Annotated in this window: 22 protein-coding genes, 1 tRNA gene and 1 pseudogene; 12 read left to right on the top strand and 12 right to left on the bottom strand. The window is 55.8% G+C overall.

The features are described 5' to 3' along the window. The 6 genes from V1572_RS05470 to rraB form a co-directional block, all read right to left on the bottom strand. Nucleotides 1-204 carry a hypothetical protein gene (locus V1572_RS05470; RefSeq protein ID WP_063152428.1) on the bottom strand — a complete coding sequence of 68 codons (204 nt, stop codon included), beginning with the start codon at nucleotides 202-204 and terminating at the stop codon, nucleotides 1-3. Continuing rightward, nucleotides 197-2,314, bottom strand: coding sequence for a DEAD/DEAH box helicase family protein (locus V1572_RS05465; RefSeq protein WP_063152427.1), 2,118 nt, complete (start codon nucleotides 2,312-2,314; stop codon nucleotides 197-199). Before V1572_RS05465 ends, V1572_RS05470 begins: the two co-directional genes overlap by 8 nt. Nucleotides 2,315-2,495: 181 nt before the next feature. Continuing rightward, nucleotides 2,496-2,580 (bottom strand) — tRNA-Leu (locus tag V1572_RS05460). A gap of 105 nt (nucleotides 2,581-2,685) precedes the next feature. Beyond that, the gene (locus V1572_RS05455; RefSeq protein WP_395299762.1) at nucleotides 2,686-3,408 is read right to left on the bottom strand and encodes a topoisomerase II; all 723 of its coding nucleotides are present in this window, start codon (nucleotides 3,406-3,408) and stop codon (nucleotides 2,686-2,688) included. A gap of 30 nt (nucleotides 3,409-3,438) precedes the next feature. Continuing rightward, a complete protein-coding gene (gene miaE / locus V1572_RS05450) occupies nucleotides 3,439-4,197 on the bottom strand; it encodes a tRNA isopentenyl-2-thiomethyl-A-37 hydroxylase MiaE (protein ID WP_395299761.1) in 759 nt (252 codons plus the stop codon). A gap of 46 nt (nucleotides 4,198-4,243) precedes the next feature. Then, nucleotides 4,244-4,669: a ribonuclease E inhibitor RraB gene (gene rraB, locus V1572_RS05445; RefSeq protein ID WP_023324077.1), complete on the bottom strand. Its 426-nt coding sequence runs from the start codon at nucleotides 4,667-4,669 to the stop codon at nucleotides 4,244-4,246. A gap of 99 nt (nucleotides 4,670-4,768) precedes the next feature. On the opposite strand from rraB, the gene argL reads away from it, so the two are divergent. The 4 genes from argL (at nucleotide 4,769) to xynR (ending at nucleotide 7,750) form a co-directional block, all read left to right on the top strand. Further along, nucleotides 4,769-4,864: a putative translational regulatory protein ArgL gene (gene argL, locus V1572_RS05440; RefSeq protein WP_216820367.1), complete on the top strand. Its 96-nt coding sequence runs from the start codon at nucleotides 4,769-4,771 to the stop codon at nucleotides 4,862-4,864. Continuing rightward, nucleotides 4,834-5,838 (top strand): ornithine carbamoyltransferase, encoded by a 1,005-nt coding sequence (gene argF / locus V1572_RS05435; RefSeq protein ID WP_010427327.1) that lies wholly within the window; start codon nucleotides 4,834-4,836, stop codon nucleotides 5,836-5,838. The genes argL and argF (V1572_RS05435) overlap by 31 nt, the downstream gene beginning before the upstream one ends. 468 nt (nucleotides 5,839-6,306) lie before the next feature. Next, nucleotides 6,307-6,759, top strand: a complete 453-nt coding sequence (locus V1572_RS05430) for a DUF3828 domain-containing protein (RefSeq protein WP_023315303.1) — start codon at nucleotides 6,307-6,309, stop codon at nucleotides 6,757-6,759. A 232-nt stretch (nucleotides 6,760-6,991) separates the two neighbouring features. Next, entirely contained in the window at nucleotides 6,992-7,750 is a 759-nt protein-coding gene (gene xynR / locus V1572_RS05425) for a DNA-binding transcriptional repressor XynR (RefSeq protein ID WP_395299760.1), read from the top strand. A gap of 4 nt (nucleotides 7,751-7,754) precedes the next feature. Here the strand turns inward: xynR and V1572_RS05420 are convergent, their stop codons facing one another. The 5 genes from V1572_RS05420 to V1572_RS05400 form a co-directional block, all read right to left on the bottom strand. Beyond that, nucleotides 7,755-9,365: a glycoside hydrolase family 43 protein gene (locus tag V1572_RS05420; protein ID WP_395299759.1), complete on the bottom strand. Its 1,611-nt coding sequence runs from the start codon at nucleotides 9,363-9,365 to the stop codon at nucleotides 7,755-7,757. Nucleotides 9,366-9,376: 11 nt separating this feature from the next. Further along, nucleotides 9,377-10,759: an MFS transporter gene (locus V1572_RS05415; protein WP_023293405.1), complete on the bottom strand. Its 1,383-nt coding sequence runs from the start codon at nucleotides 10,757-10,759 to the stop codon at nucleotides 9,377-9,379. 226 nt (nucleotides 10,760-10,985) lie between these two features. Continuing rightward, nucleotides 10,986-12,953, bottom strand: coding sequence for a xylonate dehydratase YagF (gene yagF, locus V1572_RS05410; RefSeq protein ID WP_395299758.1), 1,968 nt, complete (start codon nucleotides 12,951-12,953; stop codon nucleotides 10,986-10,988). Between the two features lie 14 nt (nucleotides 12,954-12,967). Continuing rightward, on the bottom strand, nucleotides 12,968-13,876 hold the full coding sequence (gene yagE / locus V1572_RS05405; RefSeq protein ID WP_048027964.1) for a 2-keto-3-deoxygluconate aldolase: 909 nt from the start codon (nucleotides 13,874-13,876) through the stop codon (nucleotides 12,968-12,970). Between the two features lie 245 nt (nucleotides 13,877-14,121). Continuing rightward, nucleotides 14,122-14,574, bottom strand: coding sequence for a YhcH/YjgK/YiaL family protein (locus V1572_RS05400; protein ID WP_048027963.1), 453 nt, complete (start codon nucleotides 14,572-14,574; stop codon nucleotides 14,122-14,124). Between the two features lie 675 nt (nucleotides 14,575-15,249). On the opposite strand from V1572_RS05400, the gene arcA reads away from it, so the two are divergent. The 5 genes from arcA (at nucleotide 15,250) to V1572_RS05375 (ending at nucleotide 20,433) form a co-directional block, all read left to right on the top strand. After that, nucleotides 15,250-16,470 carry an arginine deiminase gene (gene arcA, locus V1572_RS05395; protein ID WP_008501384.1) on the top strand — a complete coding sequence of 407 codons (1,221 nt, stop codon included), beginning with the start codon at nucleotides 15,250-15,252 and terminating at the stop codon, nucleotides 16,468-16,470. A gap of 10 nt (nucleotides 16,471-16,480) precedes the next feature. Next, nucleotides 16,481-17,392, top strand: a complete 912-nt coding sequence (arcC, locus tag V1572_RS05390) for a carbamate kinase (RefSeq protein ID WP_063616378.1) — start codon at nucleotides 16,481-16,483, stop codon at nucleotides 17,390-17,392. A 26-nt stretch (nucleotides 17,393-17,418) separates the two neighbouring features. Beyond that, nucleotides 17,419-18,423 carry an ornithine carbamoyltransferase gene (gene argF, locus V1572_RS05385; RefSeq protein ID WP_008501386.1) on the top strand — a complete coding sequence of 335 codons (1,005 nt, stop codon included), beginning with the start codon at nucleotides 17,419-17,421 and terminating at the stop codon, nucleotides 18,421-18,423. Nucleotides 18,424-18,469: 46 nt separating this feature from the next. After that, nucleotides 18,470-19,873, top strand: a complete 1,404-nt coding sequence (locus tag V1572_RS05380; RefSeq protein WP_045908063.1) for a YfcC family protein — start codon at nucleotides 18,470-18,472, stop codon at nucleotides 19,871-19,873. A gap of 80 nt (nucleotides 19,874-19,953) precedes the next feature. Next, nucleotides 19,954-20,433, top strand: a complete 480-nt coding sequence (locus V1572_RS05375; RefSeq protein WP_039024059.1) for an arginine repressor — start codon at nucleotides 19,954-19,956, stop codon at nucleotides 20,431-20,433. Nucleotides 20,434-20,436: 3 nt separating this feature from the next. Here V1572_RS05375 and V1572_RS05370 read toward each other — a convergent pair. Further along, nucleotides 20,437-20,554, bottom strand: a pseudogene (locus V1572_RS05370) (hypothetical protein). On the opposite strand from V1572_RS05370, the gene V1572_RS05365 reads away from it, so the two are divergent. From V1572_RS05365 to pyrI, 3 genes are read left to right on the top strand one after another with little or no spacing between them, the layout of a single operon-like run. Further along, nucleotides 20,534-20,638, top strand: coding sequence for a pyrBI operon leader peptide (locus V1572_RS05365; RefSeq protein ID WP_022646880.1), 105 nt, complete (start codon nucleotides 20,534-20,536; stop codon nucleotides 20,636-20,638). The pseudogene V1572_RS05370 and the gene V1572_RS05365 overlap by 21 nt on opposite strands. A gap of 34 nt (nucleotides 20,639-20,672) precedes the next feature. Continuing rightward, nucleotides 20,673-21,605 carry an aspartate carbamoyltransferase gene (gene pyrB / locus V1572_RS05360; protein WP_395299757.1) on the top strand — a complete coding sequence of 311 codons (933 nt, stop codon included), beginning with the start codon at nucleotides 20,673-20,675 and terminating at the stop codon, nucleotides 21,603-21,605. Between the two features lie 12 nt (nucleotides 21,606-21,617). Further along, on the top strand, nucleotides 21,618-22,079 hold the full coding sequence (gene pyrI / locus V1572_RS05355; RefSeq protein ID WP_045908062.1) for an aspartate carbamoyltransferase regulatory subunit: 462 nt from the start codon (nucleotides 21,618-21,620) through the stop codon (nucleotides 22,077-22,079). Nucleotides 22,080-22,088: the final 9 nt, after the last annotated feature.

The raw sequence follows: 22,088 nt of genomic DNA, 5'->3' as shown, positions 1-22,088 counted from the left end.
TTATGACTCCAAGTATTCTTTCAATATTGAATCAATATAATTCAACCGAATTTTATCATCAGAAGGATTCGATACAGAACGAGCAACTCTTTCATGATCTATTATTTTTTGAAGAATTCTATCTTCATCGGTTGATAAAAAGTCGGGGTCTTTCTCCAAAGAATCACGAATCTGTTTAAGTATTTCTACATGATTGTTAGACATCTACTATCTCCGTTTCGATCGCTAGGCGGCTAAATTCATGAATTCTTGCTTCCTCCCGTTTTATTAAGGAATCAAGTGCTTGAGAGTTCCTATTAGTGGGAGGAGATACAATAAAATCATAAATCACTGCAAACTCTTTCCCAGTACTTTTACGTAAGATGCGTCCCCTTCGTTGAATATACTGCCTTGTACTATTTGCACTAGCTAAAATAAATGCATACCTACAATCTGGAATATCAATTCCTTCATCCAAAACTCTTTTAGCTACCAGAGAATCTAAAGTGCCATTTTTGAATGCCTCTAAATATTCTTCTCTCTGAATATTCGTTTGTTCACTGGTAAATCGAGCATTTTTATAACCATATTTGGCGAGTACCCTTGTAACTTTATCAATGATTTGTGTTGAACCATATTCTTCGTTAACTTCTTCTGATAAATCACTCCCCTCGCCGCAGTAAAATAAGGATTTTGATTTTATCCCTTCATTTTTTAGAAGTTTATCTAATTTGTAATATTTGCTTTTTATAGCTCCCAACATTCTTGTACGCCTTAAAAGCAGATGCAATAGTTGACTTTCATCAATACTAACCCCTTTTTCTCTTTTACCTTCTAAAACTGAAATGGATTTCGAAATCTGCAAGTAACTCTCAACTTCATCATCATCCATTTCACAATATATTGTTTTATATTTATATGGGCACAACACATTGTCTTTCAATGCATCTTCAAGATCGTACTTAGCAATCGGCTGCCCATATATATTCCTGAGAAAAACTGCTGAATCCGAGTAATAGTCCTCCCATGGTGTGGCAGATAATCCAATTTTGAATTTTGCTTCAGGGACAATTCCGTTCATTTTGAATGAACCATGATGATGACATTCATCACAAATAAAAAGCATTCCATTTGGATTAATCTTATTCAATTCAAACTGAAAATCATTTGATTTCAACGTTGCATTAATAACAATAATAGCGTTGAATTTTTTATTTTTCGCTAAATTTGACGATGCGACAATTTTTTTTAATTGAAAACTCCAGTTGTTTTTTGAAAAACCACAAATCAAGGGGAATATATTATAACGAGCCATTTCTTTTCGCCATTGCTCAGCTAAGGCTTGATACGGCACAGCTACAATAAAAAACAAATTACTATTCATATGTTGAAAAAGCTTTGTTGCTGCATGTAATGCAGTAATCGTTTTCCCAGCACCTGTTGCCATTGTAAAAATCCCTTTAAATGAATTATTCTGCCACTCCTTGATTGCATTTTCTTGATGTTTTTTCAGAGAATAAGGCAGCCCATTAATATAAAGAGGGATTTTTGGATCGAGATTGTCCTCGAAATCAATACGCACAAAATCTTTAGAATTTGTATTAATTTTAGAAAACAACTCATTGAAATAATTTAAATCCTTCCCCTTGGAATATTCTTTTATTGAAGAAATAAAATCTGGTGTTGCTGGTACAACCTTAATGTTTTTAACGTTGTTATTCCATAATGAATCAAATTTTCGCTCTATTTGAATTCCATACTTAGCATATACCTCAGAATCAATGTCACTAAATACCATTATCGATTCACTATTTACATCGCCACTTAAAGCACTTCCTGTTTCATTAGCGGAACCTCCAAATGATATTTTCCTTCCATCCTCTGATATCAATACGCCAATTTTTTCATGATACATTCCATTATTTTTTAGAGCAAATTTGATATCGAGATTACCGTTAAAAACAAGATATGAAAGTAACTCTATACCTGCCTTCAATACGTTTGAAGTACATTCATAATAAATTCTGTTTAATGTTTCTGCGCAACATTGGCTTAAAAAGGAGTTTTTTTTAGTTTCGTCTATTGCATCAAACTCCTCTCGTGACAACGGAGAGCCTATTATCAACTGCATCCTTCCATCGTTATGAATGAACTGAAAAAGCCCTTGCGCAGCTAACATTATTGATGATGAAGAAAAATAACCAACCGCTCTTTTATATATTTTTGCTAATGGTAGAGCTTTATTATAAAAATCTTTAATAATGTCATCATAATCAGTATCGTATACAACGTTTGGTTTAAACTCAGATAACGTTTTTTTGCTGTCGAACATCATCTCCTCCGCTAAACAACATTCTCAAAGCAATCTGAGTTCCTTTAAAAATGCCCATTGGTTCAGAATACTCCTAAATAATATTTAGCAGGTTTTAAAGGGGACATCAATGAGAAAGCATGTAAAATGCGAGGATTATGCAAACAAAAAAAGCCGCCCTTAAGCGACTTTGATTTGCATCTTATGGTGCCGAAGGCCGGACTCGAACCGGCACGTATTTCTACGGTTGATTTTGAATCAACTGCGTCTACCGATTTCGCCACTTCGGCACTGAAGGGGATGCGGAAACGTTGTGGATTATACCTGTCGCGCGCCGCCATGCAAGCGACGACGCGCTAAACCCGCGCTAAGTGCCCAAAAAACCAGCGCTACCGTCAGTCCAGCTCAGACACCGCCAGCCGAATCACCCTCGCTGCCTTCTGCTCCGGCAGCGCCAGCACCTTCGCCCACATCTCCTGCACCATATCGCAGGAGAGCTTCTCTTTGCCCACCGCCTTCTCCGGCATCTGCAGCAGCTGGATGTCCTCGCCATACTTATCAGCTAGTTGCTTCATAATCGGCCGCACGTCTTCGACAGCCGCCTCGCGTTCGGCCGGGGTCACGGTGTGGCGGTTTTTGCCGTAGGCCGCGCGCATCATGTCGGCGTCGGCCTGCATGCGCCGCGTCATCAGGTCTTTATCCAGCATGCGCATCGGGTTCACGCCGCCCTTCACCATCGGGTAGAGGAAGCGGAAGCAGGCGTCGTCGCTCACCTTCTGGATGGCGGCGGTCTGCTCCATATTGATGGTCATGTAGTTCACTACGTTGGCGTCCGGAGCGTTCTGCAGGCGCGTCATCTGCAGATGCAGGATCTGCGGCTGGATGGTGTCGATAATCTGCTGCTCCGGCTCGCCCGCTTTTTGCAGGGCGGCCATCTGGTCGAGGATGCGCTGATGCAGCGCGGGCTCCTGCTCCTTAATCACCTGCCAGGCGGGCATCGCGTTGAGGGTGGTATCAATCTGGTGTTCGGGGGCACGCTGCTTATCGAAGAATACCCAGAACGCCACGGCGGCGGCCGCGACGACGACAATCACAATACGGGTCCACGTTTTATTCATCTCGCATCCTTATCCTTTCGCTATGCCGGTTTACACCGGCACGCCGCTGTGGAAGCGAAACTCGTTGTCCGGTGTCGAGATAAGTGTGGCTTCAATTTCGCCAAAAAGCTGTATGCGCGGTGAGATATCGTCGTCGCTTACCTGCCGGGCAAGCGTCAGATAGTCCTGATAGTGGCGCGCTTCCGAGCGCAGCAGCGAGAGATAGAACTTCTGCAGGTCGTCGTCGAGGTACGGGGCCAGCGCGGCGAAGCGTTCGCAGGAGCGGGCTTCGATGTAGGCGCCGCAGATGAGCTTGTCGATCAGCGTCAGCGGTTCGTGGGTACGCACTTCCTTCAGCATCCCTTTGGCGTAGCGGCTGGCGGTGATTTTGACGTACGGAATATTGCGGGCCAGCATCGCCTCGCGCACCTGCCAGAAGTGGTGCAGCTCCTCTTTAATCAGCAGCACCATGCTGTCGATGAGCGCCTGGCCCCACGGGTCGTCGGTTTTGGGCATCACGCTTTTGCCAATCTGCCTGTGCAGGGCGATGAAGTCCGGCTCCGGGCCGTCGCGGAAGGTGAACTGTTCGTAGGGTTTGAGCCAGTCGAGCAGCGCGTCGGCACCGCTTTCGTCGGCGACGTATTTACGCACCAGCAGCAGCGCGGTCTGGGCGGCCTTGAGCTCGCACACCATGTGGTCGGTGAGCAGCAGCGGCAGGTTCGCCGGGTCGCGGGCTTTATCAATCCATGCTTGCGGGGTCGGGCACTGGAGGAAGTTAAGTACGGGTGCGAGTATCTGCGGGTAATCCATGGTTCTGCCTTGAAAAAGCGGTGGCGCGCGCCACCGCCTGAATCACTTAGTGACGCACACCGTCGTCGTCTTCGTCGATGTAATCTTCGTCGTCACCTTCTTCGCCGTCTTCACCGTTCGGATCTTCGAAGTAGGTTCCCCAGCCGTCGTATTCCACGTCAAACTTCTCGGCCAGGTTCATCAGCTGTTCGACCTGCGCGTCGATCAGTTCCGCCTTCAGCGCGCCTTCGCTCAGGATGTCGCAGCAGATGACGGTGTCGCCCTCTTCCACTTCCAGCTCTTCCGGCTCGGTCACTTCGTAACCCAGCTTGAAGGCTTCCACGGCCATTTTTTCCAGCGCGTCGAAATCATCCGCAGAGAAATGGTGCTCGATGGTGTACAGCGCGTCCGGATCGCTACCGTCTTCCAGCAGCTCTTCAATAATCAGACGCGTCTCTTCGCGTTGCTCTTCCAGTAATTCCGGGTTTGCCATGGCTCAATCCTCTTTAAAGTGCGGCAGATACTTCTATTTTCACACACGGACGGGTTTGCCTCCACCTTTGTTGGAAAGATTTGTGAAACGGGGTTGCAAATGAATAATTACATATATAAAGTGAATTTTAATTCAATAAGTGGCGTTCGCCATGTGAGGATAAAATGTCTGATCTGTACAAGAAACACTTTCTGAAATTGCTCGACTTTACCCCTGCACAGTTCACTTCTCTGCTGACCCTTGCCGCACAGCTCAAAGCCGATAAGAAAAATGGCAAGGAAGTACAGAAACTTACCGGTAAAAACATCGCGCTCATCTTCGAAAAAGACTCGACCCGTACCCGTTGCTCTTTCGAAGTTGCCGCATTTGACCAGGGCGCGCGCGTTACCTATTTAGGGCCGAGCGGCAGCCAGATTGGGCATAAAGAGTCAATTAAGGACACCGCGCGCGTGCTCGGGCGGATGTACGACGGCATTCAGTATCGCGGGCACGGCCAGGAAGTCGTCGAAACGCTGGCGCAGTACGCGGGCGTGCCGGTGTGGAACGGGCTGACCAACGAGTTTCATCCGACGCAGCTGCTGGCGGACCTGCTGACCATGCAGGAGCACCTGCCGGGCAAGGCGTTTAACGAGATGACGCTGGTCTACGCGGGCGACGCGCGCAACAACATGGGCAACTCGATGCTGGAAGCGGCGGCGCTGACCGGGCTGGATCTGCGCCTGGTGGCCCCGAAAGCCTGCTGGCCGGAAGAGAGCCTGGTAGCGGAGTGCAGCGCGCTGGCGGAGAAGCACGGCGGGAAGATCACCCTGACGGAAGACGTGGCGGCGGGCGTGAAGGGCGCGGACTTTATCTATACCGACGTGTGGGTGTCGATGGGCGAAGCCAAAGAGAAGTGGGCGGAGCGGATTGCGCTGCTGCGTGGGTATCAGGTGAACGCGCAGATGATGGCGCTGACCGGCAACCCGGACGTGAAGTTCCTGCACTGTCTGCCGGCGTTCCATGACGACCAGACCACGCTCGGCAAGCAGATGGCGAAGGAGTTCGATCTGCACGGCGGGATGGAAGTAACGGACGAAGTGTTTGAGTCGGCGGCGAGCATCGTGTTCGACCAGGCGGAAAACCGGATGCATACGATTAAGGCGGTGATGGTGGCGACACTTGGGGAGTGATTGACTCCTCTGCGGTCTGGTGCCCTCACCCCGGCCCTCTCCCACGGGGAGAGGGAGAAAACCCTAAAAACGACAACAGCGTTATCGTCTGACAGAAAAATACATTTTACTGACGCTTTCTCAGATAGGCATTAACCATAATAGATATTTATATTTTTATTAACCATTATTTACTGAGTAGATAATGGTTAATATCAGGTCATTATCAATTACAAAACACCGTATATTATCGGCGTAATATTTCCTTATTGCTGCATTTCGTTAATAAGGATTAATTATGTCATGGAATAAGCATGAAGCTGTGTCATATACCCGCAGCCACGCACATCATAAAAGTACCGGGTACTGCGTCCGCGCCGTAGCCGCGGCTATCCGCGCCGGAGGATTGAAAATTATAGAACAGCCTTTATCCCTGCCAGACATATCGGAAGATACAGCCAAAAATCACCCTTTACAGGCATTATTGATATGAAAAATATCTTACCGCTTCTCTTAATATTTTCTTTCTCTGCAACGGCTGGCCTTTCTGATCCAATTGAGCGTGCTGTAAAATTTAACAGCTGGTACGTAAATCAAATCAACAAAGACGTATTTCCCATTACTGATGGAAACGAAATAGATAAATATGTCACAGCATCAACAATGAAAAAACTCCGTCACGCGCAGGATCCTCGCTATGCAGACGAAGAGTTTTACGAGGCCGATATATTTTTAAAAGCGCAATACATCGGCGATGACTGGCCGCAGAATGTAACAGCCATAGCCGGGGATACCGATCCAGTCTGTGTCAACGTATACATTGCATTCGGTAAAAAGCAGGACCACATAGTCATAGACTGCATGGTTAAAGAAGACAACTTATGGAAGGTACAGTCAGTTTCTGCTGTTGAATTTTCAAGAAACCTGACTATACCGAACTGAGCCAAACGACGTACCGGCAAAAATATTGATACTGCGCGCTCTTTTTGCCGGGTGGCGCTGCGCTTACCCGGCCTACACAACCCGTAGGCCCGTGCAAGCGAAGCGCCGCCGGGCGAATCAGGCGACGATGCGGCCTGATGCCCTTTCTCCCACAACCCGCTCTACTTAATTGATTTTTCACCCCGAAAAAGGTACGTTTTCGCCTTAATTCCAGCGTGGACATACCAGCATTATGCCGATTATTCAGTCTGTTGAACGTGCGTTGCAGATCCTCGACCTGTTCAACGAGCAGGCCACCGAGCTTAAGATCACCGACATCAGCAAACTGATGGGGCTGAGCAAGAGTACCCTCCACTCGCTGCTGAAAACCCTGCAGCTGCATGGCTATATCGATCAGAACCCGGAAAACGGTAAGTATCGCCTCGGCATGAAGCTGGTCGAGCGCGGCCATTTTGTCGTGGGCTCCATCGATATTCGTCAGAAGGCGAAAGGCTGGCTGACGGAGCTGTCCCAGCGGACCGGGCAGACCACCCATCTGGGGATCCTGGACGGGCGTGAAGGGGTTTATATCGAGAAGATTGAAGGCAAGCTGGCCGCCATCGCCTATTCGCGCATTGGCCGCCGCCTGCCGGTTCACGCCACCGCCATCGGCAAAGTGTTGATTGCCTGGCTGGGCGAGACCGAGCTGAACGCCCTGCTGGAGGGCTATCAGTACACCACCTTTACTCCCGCCACTCTCTCCTCTCGCGAAGCCCTAATAAGCGCCCTGGCGCAGACCCGCGAGCAGGGCTACGCCCTGGATAGCGAAGAGAACGAGCAGGGCGTGCGCTGCGTGGCGGTGCCGGTGTGGAACCATGAATCCCGCGTGATTGCCGCCCTGAGCCTGTCGACGTTGACCTCGCGCGTGGACGACGCAGAGCTGGCTGATTTCCGCGAGCAGCTTCAGCAGGCCGGGCTCCAGCTCTCACGCGCGCTGGGCTACCCGGCCTGAGCCGTTAGGCCGGCTCGTAGGTGAAGTAGTCGAAGTCCGCGTGGCAGCCGTCGCCGCTGATGTCCTCGCAGTGCAGCCCCACAAACGCGCCGGTGAAGAAGCCGCGCCCGCCGATGTAGTCGTCCGACAGCTTCCACGCCTCATACGTGACCGGCACGGCGTGCCACGTCTCACCGTCGAACGAGTAGCTGTAGCGGTAGACCAGCGTATCCACGTCCACCCGCAGCCAGACGCTCTCGGCCTGTTCCGGCACCGGAATCGGCTGCTCGTGCAGCGGCCACGACGGCACGTTGTGGTCGAGCTGGATCACCTTGATGGTTCTCCCCTGCCCCTCCTCGTAGTCCACAAAGCAGTAGCTCCAGTTTTTGCTGTTGTAGTAGCAGGTCAGCCCCGCGCTCTGCTGGAAGTGGACCGGCGAGAACTGCATCCGCGTCTCCGCCCGGAAGGCAAAGTGCTGCCAGCGGCGCGCCACGGTCGACTGGGTGAATGTCGAGTTGAGCGAGTCGTTGCCGTAGAGCCGTAAATAGCCCGGGCGCGCGGTGAGCGAGCCGAGGGTGTCGTCGAACGGGATGCGCAGGGTCTGCAGCTCCGGGTCGAGCGAACTGGCGTCGAAATCGTCCCGCCAGCTGCCCTGAACGGCTGCGGGCTGCTCCGCCACCTGCGGGCCTTTCACGGTCAGTTGCGCGTGCTTGCCGCCTTCCACGTACGGCCAGCCGTCGCGCCACTCAATGCGGGCGATGCCGGTCTCGCGTCCCAGCGGGCAGTAGCCGCGCCCGCCGGAGGCCAGCAGCGGCACGCCGGGCAGGCGCAGCGGGCGGCTGGTGAGATAGGCCATGTACCACTCCCCGGTGTGGGTCTGCAGCAGCGAGCCGTGGCCGCTCTTCTGCAGCGGATTCTCCGGCAGGTGCCAGCTGGTCATCATCGTCACGTCCGGGTGCAGCTCGTACGGCCCGTCGATGTTTTTGGAACGCAGCACCACGACGGCGTGCTCATAGCTGGTGCCGCCTTCGGCCACCATCAGGTAGTACCATCCCGCGTGGCGATACAGGTGCGCGCCCTCGGTGTAGCAGAGCGGCGTGCCGGTAAACAGGGTTTTACGCTCGGGCGAGAGCGTCCCGGTCTGCGGATCAAACGCCTGCATCACGATGGTGTTGTGCGGGTTGCTGTGGTGGCGCGGCCCCCACGGGCGGTAGAGGTAATATTTGCGGCCATCGTCGTCGTGGAACAGGGACGGATCGAACCCGCCATTGCCCATCGGGATCGGCTCGCTCCACGGCCCCTCAATGGACGGCGCGGTGACGAGGAAGTTGCGGCCGTTTTTCCACGGCGAGTCGACAATCTTCACGTCGGTGTAGAGCAGCCAGAACCTGCCGTCGGCGTAGCTCAGGCACGGCGCCCAGATGCCGCCGGAGTCCGGGTTGCCCTTCATGTCCAGCATCGTCACGCGGTCCAGCGGGGTACTGACCAGCGACCAGTTTTTCAGGTCGCGGGAGTGGTAGATGCGCACGCCCGGGAACCACTCGAAGGTCGAAGTGGCGATGTAGTAGTCCTCGCCCTGACGACACAGGGACGGGTCCGGGTTGAAGCCGGTCAGAATAGGGTTAGTAATTTGCATAGTGCCTCCGGTTAATGGGATGCGGCTGTCGCGGCGTCGGGAACGGCCTCGCCCTGCGCCGCGCGGTGCTTGATCAGCTGCTGGCTGATGGCCTCCACGCGGGCGTCGGTGAGCTTGTAAAACGACAGCATGATGAACATGCCCGCGTAGAGCACCACCGGCACCACGCAGAACAGAATTTTGATGGTGGTCAGCACCTCAACCGGCTGCACGCTGCTGCTGGCGGAGTAGTTGACGTACGCCAGGATCCAGCCCACCACCGCCCCGCCAATCGCCAGGCCAATCTTCAGGCTGAACAGGTAGGTGGAGAACACCAGGCCGTCGAGGCGGCGCCCGCTGCGGCTCTCCTCGTAGTCCACCACGTCAGAGGCCATCAGCCACTGCAGCGGCGTAGTGGTGTTAAAGACGAACAGGAACAGGATGTTGAGGGCGAAAATCAGCGCGATGTGCTCCGCCGGGGTGACGAAAATCAGCAGGCTGATCAGCGAGTAGGCGACGATGATCCACTTGAAGGCGGTGACGCGGTCGAAGCGCCCCAGCAGTCGGGAGGAGCAGAGCGAGCCAAACATGGTGGCGAGGCTGCCGTAGAGTAAGAACTGGGTCGCCATCTCCGGGTGATCCATCACGTATTTGACGAAGTAGAGCGTCGCCCCGCCGCGCACCACATTGGAACAGGTCGCCATCATCTTGAACGCGCACATGATCCGCCACTGGCCGTTGCCGAGCAGCAGCTTGAGATCTTTCGCCACCGACGAGCCCGGCTGCACCTCAAAGGTGTAGCGCTCTTTGGTGGTGAAGAAGCAGACGTAGAGCAGCACCACGCCGGTCAGGCCCAGCACGCACATGGCGCCGAAATAGCCCACCTGCTCGTCCCCCTTGCCGATGATGCTCACCAGCGGCAGGGCAATGCCGCTGATGGCGAGCGATCCCGCCGCAGCCAGGAAGAAGCGCCAGGACTGCAGGGCGTGACGCTCTTTCGGGTCGGCGGTGATGACGCCGGGCATGGCGCAGTAGGGCACGTTAACGAAGGTATAGACCAGGGTCAGAAGAATGTAGGTCACGCAGGCGTAGATGATTTTGCCCTGCGCGGAGAAGTCCGGCGTGTAGAAGGTCAGCACGCAGACGATGCCAAACGGGATGGCGCCCCACAGCAGGAACGGACGGAACTGGCCGTGCCGCGTGCGGGTGCGGTCTACCAGCAGCCCCATCAGCGGGTCGGTCACGGCGTCGAGCACGCGGGAGATTAAAAACAGCGTCCCCATAATGCCCGCCGACAGGCCGAAGACGTCGGTGTAGAAATAGGCCAGCAGGAACATGGTAGCCTGCCAGACGAAGCCGCAGGCGGTGTCACCCAGCCCGTAGCCAATTTTGTCTTTCATGGTTAATTGCGTCATCAGAATTACACCCTTATGTAGTGTGCTGAATTACAACATCGTGTTAATGGAGTGTAATGAGCTGTTCAATTAACCAGCAATGGTCATATCTTATTTCTGAATTACGTTATTTTGCTTTTGTGACGCCAACGATATATCACAACTTATTGTTTAAATTAATAAATCATAGACACGCAAAAACCGTCCGCGGAATATTTCCCGCAGACGGTTTTATCTCAGAAAATAATTAAAGTCCGAGCGCTTTTTTACCGGCGTTAATTACCTCGATAATTTTATCGGTGTCATAAATACAGCCTTTCCAGGTGCCGCCGCTGACCGACTGCAGTGCCGCCCACAGCCGGGTATCATCCGGCAAAAAGTCGTGGGCGTGCAGGTCCGGGTGCGTCTGCCGCATTGCCAGCTCGCGCGCGCCCTCCTCCGGCGTCAGCGGGTTATCCGCCGTGCCGATAAAGTTCACGCTGCCCGTTAATGTCAGCCGGTCGACGGCTATCTCGATAATATCGTTATCGCGCAGTTTGCCAATCGGCCCGCCCGCCAGCGCCTCCGGCGACACGTGGCCGAAGCAGGCGCCTGTCGACACGCCCGAGAAGCGCGCATCGGTGATTAACGATACCGTCTTGCCCCACGAGATATGCTTCAGCGCGGAGGTAAGCTGATAGGTCTCTTCCATGCCGGTGCCGGACGGCCCGCCGCCGATCACCACCATGATATCGCCCTGTTTAATCTCTTCCCGCTTGATGGCCTTGATTGCCTGCGCTTCCGAGACAAACACCCGCGCCCGGCCGGTGTGGCGGTAAACGCCATCTTCGCCGACGACCGACGGGTCGATCGCCGTGGCCTTGATCACCGAACCTTCCGGCGCGATGTTGCCCGTCGGGAAGCAAACCGTTGAGGTCAGCCCTTTCGCTTTTGCCTTCTCCGGCGGCAGGATCACGTCATCCGGATCCACGCCGTCCTGCTCGCGCAGGCACTGGCGGAAGCGCGCCCGGCGTTCGGAAGCCTGCCACCAGTCGAGGTTTTCGCCCACCGTCTGGCCGGTCACGGTCATGGCGTCCAGATGCAGCAGGCCAAGATCGCGCAGGTGGAGCATCACCTCCGGCACGCCGCCCGCAAGGAAGGCGCGCACGGTCGGGTGATAGTCCGGACCGTTGGGCAGCACGCTGACCAGGCGCGGCACCTTACGGTTGACGCGCGTCCAGTGCTCTACGTCCGGAATTGTGCAGCCCGCCGCGTGGGCGATGGCCGGAATGTGCAGCAGTAAATTGGTCGAGCCGCCGAACGCCGCATGGATCACCATGGCGTTTTCGATGGCTTTGTCGGTGAGGATATCGCGCGTGGTAATGCCGCGGTTATCCAGCTCGCTCACCGCGCGCGCCGACTGGCGGGCAATCTCCAGCCACACCGCCTGCCCGGACGGGGCCAGCGCGGAGTGCGGCAGCGCCAGACCCAGCGCTTCCGCGACCACCTGCGAGGTGCCCGCCGTGCCGAGGAACTGACATCCGCCGCCCGGCGAAGCGCAGGCGCGGCAGCCCAGCTCAGCGGCCTCCTGCAGGGAGAGTTCGTGGTTGGCAAAGCGCGCGCCGATAGTCTGCACCTTGCCCGCGTCTTCCCCCACGGTTGGCGGCAGCGTCGCCCCGCCCGGCACCAGAATGGTCGGCAGGTCGTGCATGGAGGCCAGCGCAATCATGGTGGCGGGCAGCCCTTTATCACAGGTGGCGACGCCAATCACCGCCCGACGCGTCGGCAGGGAACGGATCAGGCGGCGAAACACGATCGCCGCGTCGTTGCGGTACGGCAGGGAGTCGAACATGCCGTGCGTGCCCTGAGAGCGCCCGTCGCACGGATCGCTGACGAAGGCCGCAAACGGGATCCCGCCGTTGCGGGTGATCTCCTTCGCCGCCGCCTGCATCTGCATGCCGATCTCCCAGTGCCCGGTGTGGTAGCCCAGCGCGACCGGGCGTCCGTCCCCGGCGCGGATGCCGCCCTGGGTGCCGATAATCAGCACCTCTTTGCCGGTCAGCTTGTTGGCATCCCAGCCCATCCCGGCATTCTGCGTCATGCCGAACAGGTTGCCGCTGGGGGATTCCATCAGCATCTGCGGGGTCAGCGGCAGTGCGCCCTGCGGCCCCGCCGCGTGGGTGATCACCGCATAAAACGCATCGTCCTGTGGGGTGAAAATCTTCTCGATGGTCATGGTTATCGTCCGGCTCAGCAGAGCTTGAGCTGTTGCAGCAGGGTTTTCAGCTGCGCCTTGCGCGGCGCGTCCAGTGGTGACGCGGGCGGCAGCACGTGCGTGGAGATCGGGCGGCCGCAGAGCACAATCGCCTCTTTAATCACGTTCACAAACGGCGTATCCAGCTGATACATCTGCGGGATTTGCAGCAGGGTCTGATGATACTCAGCCGCTTTCGCCACGTCTTTATCTCGCCAGGCTTTCAGAAGATTTACCGACACCTGTGGGGCAAAGTTGACGCTCGCCGAAATCGCCCCGTCGCCGCCGAGCAGCAGGGTATTAAACAGATGATCGTCGTAGCCGCAGAGTACGGTGAAGTGCGGGTGAGCGGCTTTGACGGTGTGGATCATGCTGCGCAGGTGGGCAACGGAGTCGATGGTGTCTTTGATGCCGACGATGTTGCTGCGCGAGTCGGCCAGGGTTTTCACCAGCGCCGGGGTCAGATCCTGCCCGGTCAGCGCCGGGAAGTTATAGAGCATCACCGGCAGCGTGACGCTGTCGGCCACCTGCTCGAAATAGCGGATCAGGTTCGCTTCCGACACTTTCCAGTAGTAAGGGTTGATCACCACGATGCCGTCTGCCCCCGCCTGCTGCGCGTGTTGGCTGAGTGCAATGGTTTCCCGGGCGTTGGTGCCGCCGGTGCCGATCAGGACCGGTACGCGACGATCGACATGATCGATAGCAAATTGGGCAATGGTTTTACGCTCTTCGGCGCTAAGCTGGGAAAACTCGCCGCCGCTGCCCAGGAAGAACAGGCCGTCAACGCCTGCCGCGATCAGATCGTCGATCAGCGCGGCGGTGCCCTGCTTATCGAGCTGGCCATCGGCGGTAAAAATAGTGGAGACAGGGGGAATGATTCCCGTGAACAACGCGGACTGCGGCATGAGATCTCCTTGCTGAATCATTTCGTTCTACATTATAGAACAGCGTTCGTTAAATTAACGATCATACTATGACGCAGGAAAAGCGCAGGTAAATGAGAGATGCAGAGGGAGTGCGGGAAATTTAAGCTGGATCACATATTGCCCCCCCTCACCCCGGCCCTCTCCCCTGTGGGGCGAAGGGGAAAAGACGGCTCGGAGCAGTCCCCTCTCCCCTGTGGGGAGAGGGTTAGGGTGAGGGGTAAGGGTTACTCTACAAGCATCTTCACCACAACTTTCCTGACCTTAGCAGGCGCCCCCACCGCGCACAGCGGCTTGTGCACCTCACCCGGCCAGAACACCACAAAATCCCCTTCGCTCAGCACCACGGTTTTCTCCTGCTCGCCTTCCGGCAGGAAGGCGATGTCTTTGTCCGCCAGCCAGTCGGTGTCCGGCGTGCCGGGCGGCAGGGTGCTGAATGTCATTCCTTCCTGTCCCTTCATCACGATCTGAATATCCAGATAGCGCGCGTGGTACTCGGCGCGACGCTCGGCGAACGGCTGGGTTGTATCTTCAGAGACCAGATAAAACAGGCTGTTGCCGTTGATGTCGTGCTTGCCGAGCGGCGTCGCGTCGGTGACGTGGGCTTTAACATGCTCAATGGCCTGTCGCAGTTCGTCAGGCAGCCAGGAGTGCAGATGGTGGATGTTGCCGATAATCATCAGAAAACCCTCGATATAAAACAACGTTTCATTTTCATCTTTTATACGAGAATCCTGGCTGCCATACCAGCGCTTTTTAGACGGGTTTTGCGCGAACGCATGTTTATCGGGAATGGTGTTAATTTGCTGTTAAGCCCTCGCAGGCATTTATGCAGTCATTATGCATATCTTCAGTTCTTTGTTATCACGGCCTTGCGCTAACTTACTGATCGTCATGCCTTAACAACAAAACTCGCTACAGCTTCACATTTTATCACTTTGATAATTTGCTATTAAATTCAATAAATATTTATTGATTTTCCTTAAGCCAAAAATAGTTAATTAGCAATATTGCATAGCCATTCCCCGCCGCCTTTAAACACAATTAAAATCAATGGCTTAACAAAATATTTCAAAGCATGAAATTCTACAAAACACTAACAACTGCAAATAATGACAACGGATAGTGCTTAGCTATTCACCTCGCCAGAATAACCAATTAATCATTATCTGATGCGAATCATGCAAATGAAAACAAACCGCTTAATATCCATTTTCGCGTGAGCAACATCACAATACAGATTATTTAACTGCCTAGTATGAATTACGAAATCAATTGAGCTTAGCCGCCATGAAATTAAATACATCACATGGCGCATGCCCTTTTTATTCTGAAAAACAGTTAAAGGAATAATTATGGAAAAGCATTACGTCGGTTCTGAAATTGGTCAATTGCGTAGCGTTATGCTGCACCGCCCAAATTTAAGTCTGAAGCGTCTCACGCCATCAAACTGTCAGGAGCTGCTTTTCGATGACGTGCTCTCGGTTGAGCGGGCGGGTGAGGAGCATGACATCTTCGCAAACACGCTGCGCGAGCAGGGTGTGGAAGTCCTGCTGTTGACCGACCTTCTGACACAAACCCTTGATATTGCTGAGGCGAAAGCCTGGCTGCTGGAGACGCAAATCTCTGATTATCGCCTCGGCCCTACCTTTGCCGGCGACGTTCGCGGCTGGCTGGCGGATATGCCGCACCGCGAACTGGCGCGCAGGCTGAGCGGCGGATTAACCTACGGTGAAATTCCGGCGGCCATTAAAAATATGGTGGTGGATACCCACACGGCGAATGATTTTATTATGAAGCCGCTGCCAAACCATTTATTTACCCGCGATACCTCCTGCTGGATCTATAACGGCGTCTCTATTAACCCGATGGCCAAACCGGCGCGTCAGCGTGAAACCAATAACCTGCGGGCAATATATCGCTGGCACCCGGCGTTCGCCGACGGCGATTTTATTAAGTATTTCGGCGATGAGAATATTAATTACGACCACGCCACCTTAGAAGGCGGTGACGTATTAGTGATTGGCCGCGGCGCGGTATTGATCGGCATGTCCGAACGCACGACGCCGCAGGGCGTGGAGTTTCTCGCCAACAGTCTGTTCAAACACCGTCAGGCCGAGCGCGTGATTGCCGTTGAGCTGCCAAAACACCGCTCCTGCATGCACCTCGACACCGTCATGACCCACATCGACGTGGATACCTTCTCCGTCTACCCGGAAGTGGTGCGCAAAGACGCCCAGTGCTGGACGCTCACCCCGGACGGACGCGGCGGCCTGCTGCGCACGCAGGAAACCGACCTGCTGCACGCCATCGAGAAAGCGCTCGGCATTAACCAGGTACGTCTGATCACCACCGGCGGCGACGCCTTTGAGGCCGAACGCGAGCAGTGGAACGACGCCAACAACGTCCTGACCATCCGCCCCGGCGTGGTGATCGGCTACGAGCGCAACGTCTGGACCAACGAGAAGTACGACAAAGCGGGTATCACCGTGCTGCCCATCCCGGGCGACGAACTCGGACGCGGACGCGGCGGCGCGCGCTGCATGAGCTGCCCGCTGGAACGCGACGGAATTTAAAGGAGCCATCATGGAACGAAAACCCACTCTGGTTGTGGCCCTGGGCGGCAACGCGCTGCTCAAGCGCGGCGAGCCGCTTGAAGCGGAGATCCAGCGCCAGAACATCGAGCAGGCCGCCCGCACCATCGCCGGGCTGACGGCGCAGTGGCGCGTGGTGCTGGTACACGGCAACGGGCCGCAGGTCGGGCTGCTGGCGCTGCAGAACAGCGCCTACGACAAAGTCACACCCTACCCGCTGGACGTTCTCGGCGCGGAAAGCCAGGGAATGATCGGCTACATGCTCCAGCAGGCGCTGAAAAACAATCTGCCGCAGCGCGAGGTGAGCGTCCTGCTCACCCAGGTAGAAGTGGACGCCGCCGACCCGGCCTTCAGCAACCCGACCAAGTACATCGGCCCGGTGTACAGCGAAGCCCAGGCAAAAACGCTGGCCGCGGAGAAAGGCTGGGTGTTTAAGGCCGACGGCAGCTACGTCCGCCGCGTGGTGCCCTCTCCGCAGCCGAAGCGCATCGTTGAGAGCGACGCCATCACGGCGCTGATCCAGCGCGACCACCTGGTGATCTGCAACGGCGGCGGTGGCGTACCGGTGGTGGAACACGCCAACGGCTATCGCGGCATTGAGGCGGTAATCGACAAAGACCTCTCCGCCGCCCTGCTGGCGCGCCAGATCGAAGCCGATGCCCTGCTGATCCTCACCGATGCCGACGCGGTGTACCTCGACTGGGGCAAACCGACCCAGCGTCCGCTGGCGCAGGTGACACCGGAACTGCTCAGGGGCATGCAGTTCGACGCCGGATCGATGGGGCCGAAAGTGGCCGCCTGCCGCGAGTTCGTTGAAGCCTGCAATGGCATTGCCGGGATCGGCGCGCTGGCCGACGGCGCGGAGATCCTCGCGGGCGAGAAAGGCACGTTGATTCGTAACTGAACACTCATTTTAAAAAGGATTTAGCCATGACCATCAACCTGAAAAACCGCAACTTCCTGAAACTGCTGGACTACACCCCGGCGGAGATCCAGTACCTGATTGACCTCGCCATTGAGCTCAAGGCCGCCAAAAAAGCCGGGCGCGAGAAGCAAACCCTGGTCGGGAAAAACATCGCCCTGATCTTTGAAAAAACCTCCACCCGTACCCGCTGCGCCTTCGAAGTGGGCGCGTTCGACCAGGGCGCGCAGGTGACCTATCTCGGCCCAAGCGGATCGCAGATTGGCCATAAAGAGTCGATGAAAGACACCGCCCGCGTGCTGGGCCGCATGTACGACGGCATCGAATACCGCGGCTATGGTCAGGCCATCGTCGAAGAGCTAGGCGAGTACGCAGGCGTGCCGGTGTGGAACGGCCTGACCGACGAGTTCCACCCAACGCAAATCCTCGCCGACCTGATGACCATGCTGGAGCACTCGCCGGGCAAAACCCTGCCGGAGCTGAGCTTTGCCTATCTCGGCGACGCGCGCAACAACATGGGCAACTCCCTGATGGTGGGCGCGGCCAAGATGGGGATGGATATCCGCCTCGTCGCGCCGAAATCCTTCTGGCCGGAAGCAGGGCTGGTTGAGCAGTGCCGCGCCATTGCGAAAGAGACGGGCGCGCGCATCACCCTCACCGACGACGTGGAAGAAGGCGTGCAGGGGACCGATTTCCTCTACACCGACGTGTGGGTCTCCATGGGCGAGCCGAAGGAAGCCTGGGCCGAGCGCGTCAGCCTGATGAAGCCGTATCAGATTAACGCCCAGGTGATGAAGGCCACCGGCAACCCGAACGTCAAGTTCATGCACTGCCTGCCGGCGTTCCACAACGAGCACACCAAAGTGGGCCGCGAGATCGAGATGGCGTACGGGCTGAAGGGACTGGAGGTGACGGAAGAGGTCTTCGAATCACCGAACTCCATCGTCTTCGACGAAGCAGAGAACCGCATGCACACCATTAAAGCGGTCATGGTGGCGACACTCGGCGACTAATCACCGCCCGGCGCGCCGAGGGTGCGCCGGGTTTAAGGAGAACATCATGGGCAAGTTTAAGTTTCCCTCCGCTTACACCATTCTCTTTTTTCTGATTGCCGTTGTGGCGGCGCTGAGCTGGGTCGTTCCCGCCGGTCAGTACCAGATGGCGATGAACGACACCCTCGGTAAAGAAGTCCCGATTGCCGGAACCTACGCGCACGTGGCGGCACATCCGCAGGGGCTGGTTTCCGTCCTGATGGCGCCCATCGCCGGGCTGTACGATCCGGTTTCCGGCCAGGCCGGGGCGATCGACGTGGCGCTGTTTATCCTGATCATCGGGGGATTTCTCGGGATCGTCACCAAAACCGGGGCGATTGACGCCGGGATCGAGCGCGTCACCACCCGGCTGCGCGGACGCGAGGAGTGGATGATCCCGATCCTGATGGCGCTGTTCGCCGCAGGCGGCACCATTTACGGCATGGCCGAAGAGTCGCTGCCGTTCTACACCCTGCTGGTGCCGGTGATGCTGGCCGCCCGGTTCGATCCGGTTGTCGCCGCCTCCACCGTGCTGCTCGGCGCGGGGATCGGCACGCTGGGTTCCACCATTAACCCGTTTGCCACGGTCATCGCCGCCAACGCCGCCGGGATCCCCTTTACCAACGGTATCGCCCTGCGCGTGGCGCTGCTGGTCATCGGCTGGATCATCTGCGTAGCGTGGGTCATGCGCTACGCCCGCAAGGTGCGCAAGGATCCCTCGCAGTCGATCGTTGCAGACAAGCAGGAAGAGAACCTCGCCCATTTCCTCGGCAACAAAGGCGAACAGTCGCTGGAATTCACCCCGGTGCGCAAAATCATCCTGGTGATTTTTGCCCTCGCCTTTGCGGTGATGATTTACGGCGTGGCGGTGCTGGGCTGGTGGATGGCGGAGATCTCCGCAGTATTTCTCGCCAGCGCGATTCTCGTCGGCCTGATTGCCCGCATGAGCGAAGAGGAGCTGACGTCGACGTTTATCAACGGCGCGCGAGATTTGCTGGGCGTCGCGCTGATTATCGGCATCGCGCGCGGTATCGTAGTTATCATGGATAAGGGCATGATTACCCACACCATTTTGCACAGCGCGGAAGGGCTGGTCAGCGGGTTGTCCACGGTGGCGTTCATCAACGTGATGTACTGGCTGGAGGTCGTGCTGTCGTTTCTTGTGCCTTCTTCATCCGGCCTGGCCGTTCTGACGATGCCGATCATGGCACCGCTTGCCGATTTCGCTAACGTCAACCGCGACCTGGTGGTCACGGCTTACCAGTCGGCCTCCGGCATCGTAAACCTCGTCACGCCGACCTCAGCGGTGGTCATGGGCGGGCTGGCTATCGCCCGGGTGCCCTACGTGCGCTATCTGAAATGGGTGGCGCCGCTGCTGGCGATCCTGACGGTAGTGATTATGGTGGCGTTAAGTCTGGGGGCGTTGTTGTAATTTGCCGGATGGCGCTGCGCTTATCCGGCCTACGGATCGGTGCGGTGTCACCGGTTATTTCGGGAACTGATATGGGAAACATGATGGATTACGAAGAGTACTCTCCCAAAGAACAACTGCAGCTCACGGTGTGCCAGCGTTTGATCGCCGAAAAGAGTTATCTTTCGCAGGAAGAGATTCGCCGCGACCTGCAGGAGAGAGGGTTTGACAGCATCAGCCAGTCGACCGTTTCGCGATTGCTGAAGTTGCTCGGAGTCATAAAAATTCGAAATGCCAAAGGGCTAAAGATTTATTCGTTGAATCCTCAACTGCGCCCTGCCCCTGACGCCGCACGTACCGTTTCGGAAATGGTGGTGAGCGTCGAGCATAATAGCGAGTTTATCCTTGTCCATACCGTCGCCGGATATGGCCGCGCGGTGGCGCGTATTCTGGATTATCACCAGCTTCCGGAAATATTAGGCGTGGTGGCCGGCAGCAGTATTGTCTGGGTCGCCCCCCGGGTGGTGAAGCGCACCGCGCTGGTGCATAAGCAAATTAATTATTTACTCAGAACGAATTAATATTCATAAAGAACCGTTTGCATTGAGTAAAGAGTGCATTAAATCGCTTGATCCGAAAAGCGAGCTGCGTATAATGCCCGACAATTTGCCGGGAGGAAGCATGGTCAAGCGTGTACGACATAACGTCTTACCGCGTCTGAAATCAGACGCTGGCCTGCCGTTTTTCTTCCCGTTGCTAAACCTATTCCCAGAGCCCCTCATTTGAGGGGCTTTTTTTTGCCCGGCGTCAGGAGATAAACATGAATCCGCTTTATCAAAAACACATCATTTCCATAAACGACCTCAGCCGCGAAGAGCTGGAACTGGTTCTGGAAACCGCGGCAAAACTGAAGGCCAATCCGCAACCGGAGCTGCTGAAGCACAAGGTGATTGCGAGCTGCTTCTTTGAAGCCTCAACCCGCACCCGCCTCTCCTTTGAGACCTCCATGCACCGCCTGGGCGCGAGCGTGGTGGGCTTCTCGGACAGCAGCAACACGTCGCTGGGTAAAAAAGGCGAGACCCTGGCGGATACCATTTCAGTGATCGGCACCTACGTCGACGCGATTGTGATGCGTCATCCGCAGGAGGGCGCGGCGCGTCTGGCGACCGAGTTTTCCGGCGGCATTCCGGTGCTGAACGCCGGTGACGGTGCCAACCAGCACCCAACGCAGACGCTGCTGGACCTGTTCACCATTCAGGAGACCCAGGGCACGCTTGAGAACCTGAACATCGCGATGGTTGGCGACCTGAAATACGGCCGCACCGTTCACTCCCTGACCCAGGCGCTGGCGAAATTTAACGGCAACCGCTTCTACTTCATCGCACCGGACGCGCTGGCGATGCCGCAGTACATCCTCGACATGCTGGACGAGAAAGGCATTGCGTGGAGCCTGCATGCCAGCATCGAAGAGGTGATGAGCCACCTGGATATTCTGTATATGACCCGCGTGCAGAAAGAGCGTCTGGACCCGTCCGAATACGCCAACGTGAAGGCGCAGTTCGTGCTGCGCGCCAGCGACCTGGAAGGCGCACGCAACAACATGAAGGTCCTGCATCCGCTGCCGCGCATCGATGAGATCACCACAGACGTCGATAAAACGCCGCACGCCTGGTACTTCCAGCAGGCCGGAAACGGCATCTTCGCCCGCCAGGCGTTACTGGCACTGGTTCTGAATCGCGAATTAGCTCTGTAAGGGGAGACGACCATGACACACGATAACAAACTCCAGGTTGAAGCCATCAAGCGTGGCACCGTGATTGACCACATCCCTGCGCAGGTGGGCTTTAAGCTGCTGACGCTGTTCAAACTGACCGAAACCGACCAGCGCATCACCATCGGCCTGAACCTGCCGTCGGGCGAGATGGGCCGCAAGGACCTGATTAAAATCGAGAACACCTTCCTGACCGACGAGCAGGTTAACCAGCTGTCGCTGTACGCGCCGGACGCTACCGTCAACCGCATCGACGAGTATGAAGTGGTCGGCAAATCCCGCCCGAGCCTGCCGGATCGCATCGAAAACGTGCTGGTTTGCCCGAACAGCAACTGCATCAGTCATGCTGAGCCGGTTTCCTCCAGCTTTGCAGTGAAAAAACGCGCCGATGACATCGCGCTCAAATGCAAATACTGCGAAAAAGAGTTTTCTCATTATGTGGTGCTGGCCAACTAATTGAGGTTG

The organism is Enterobacter quasiroggenkampii, from assembly GCF_043972695.1.
GTDB lineage: Bacteria > Pseudomonadota > Gammaproteobacteria > Enterobacterales > Enterobacteriaceae > Enterobacter > Enterobacter quasiroggenkampii.
The sequence above is the reverse complement of the archived record's forward strand: the minus strand, read 5'-3'. Positions and strand labels throughout refer to the sequence as shown.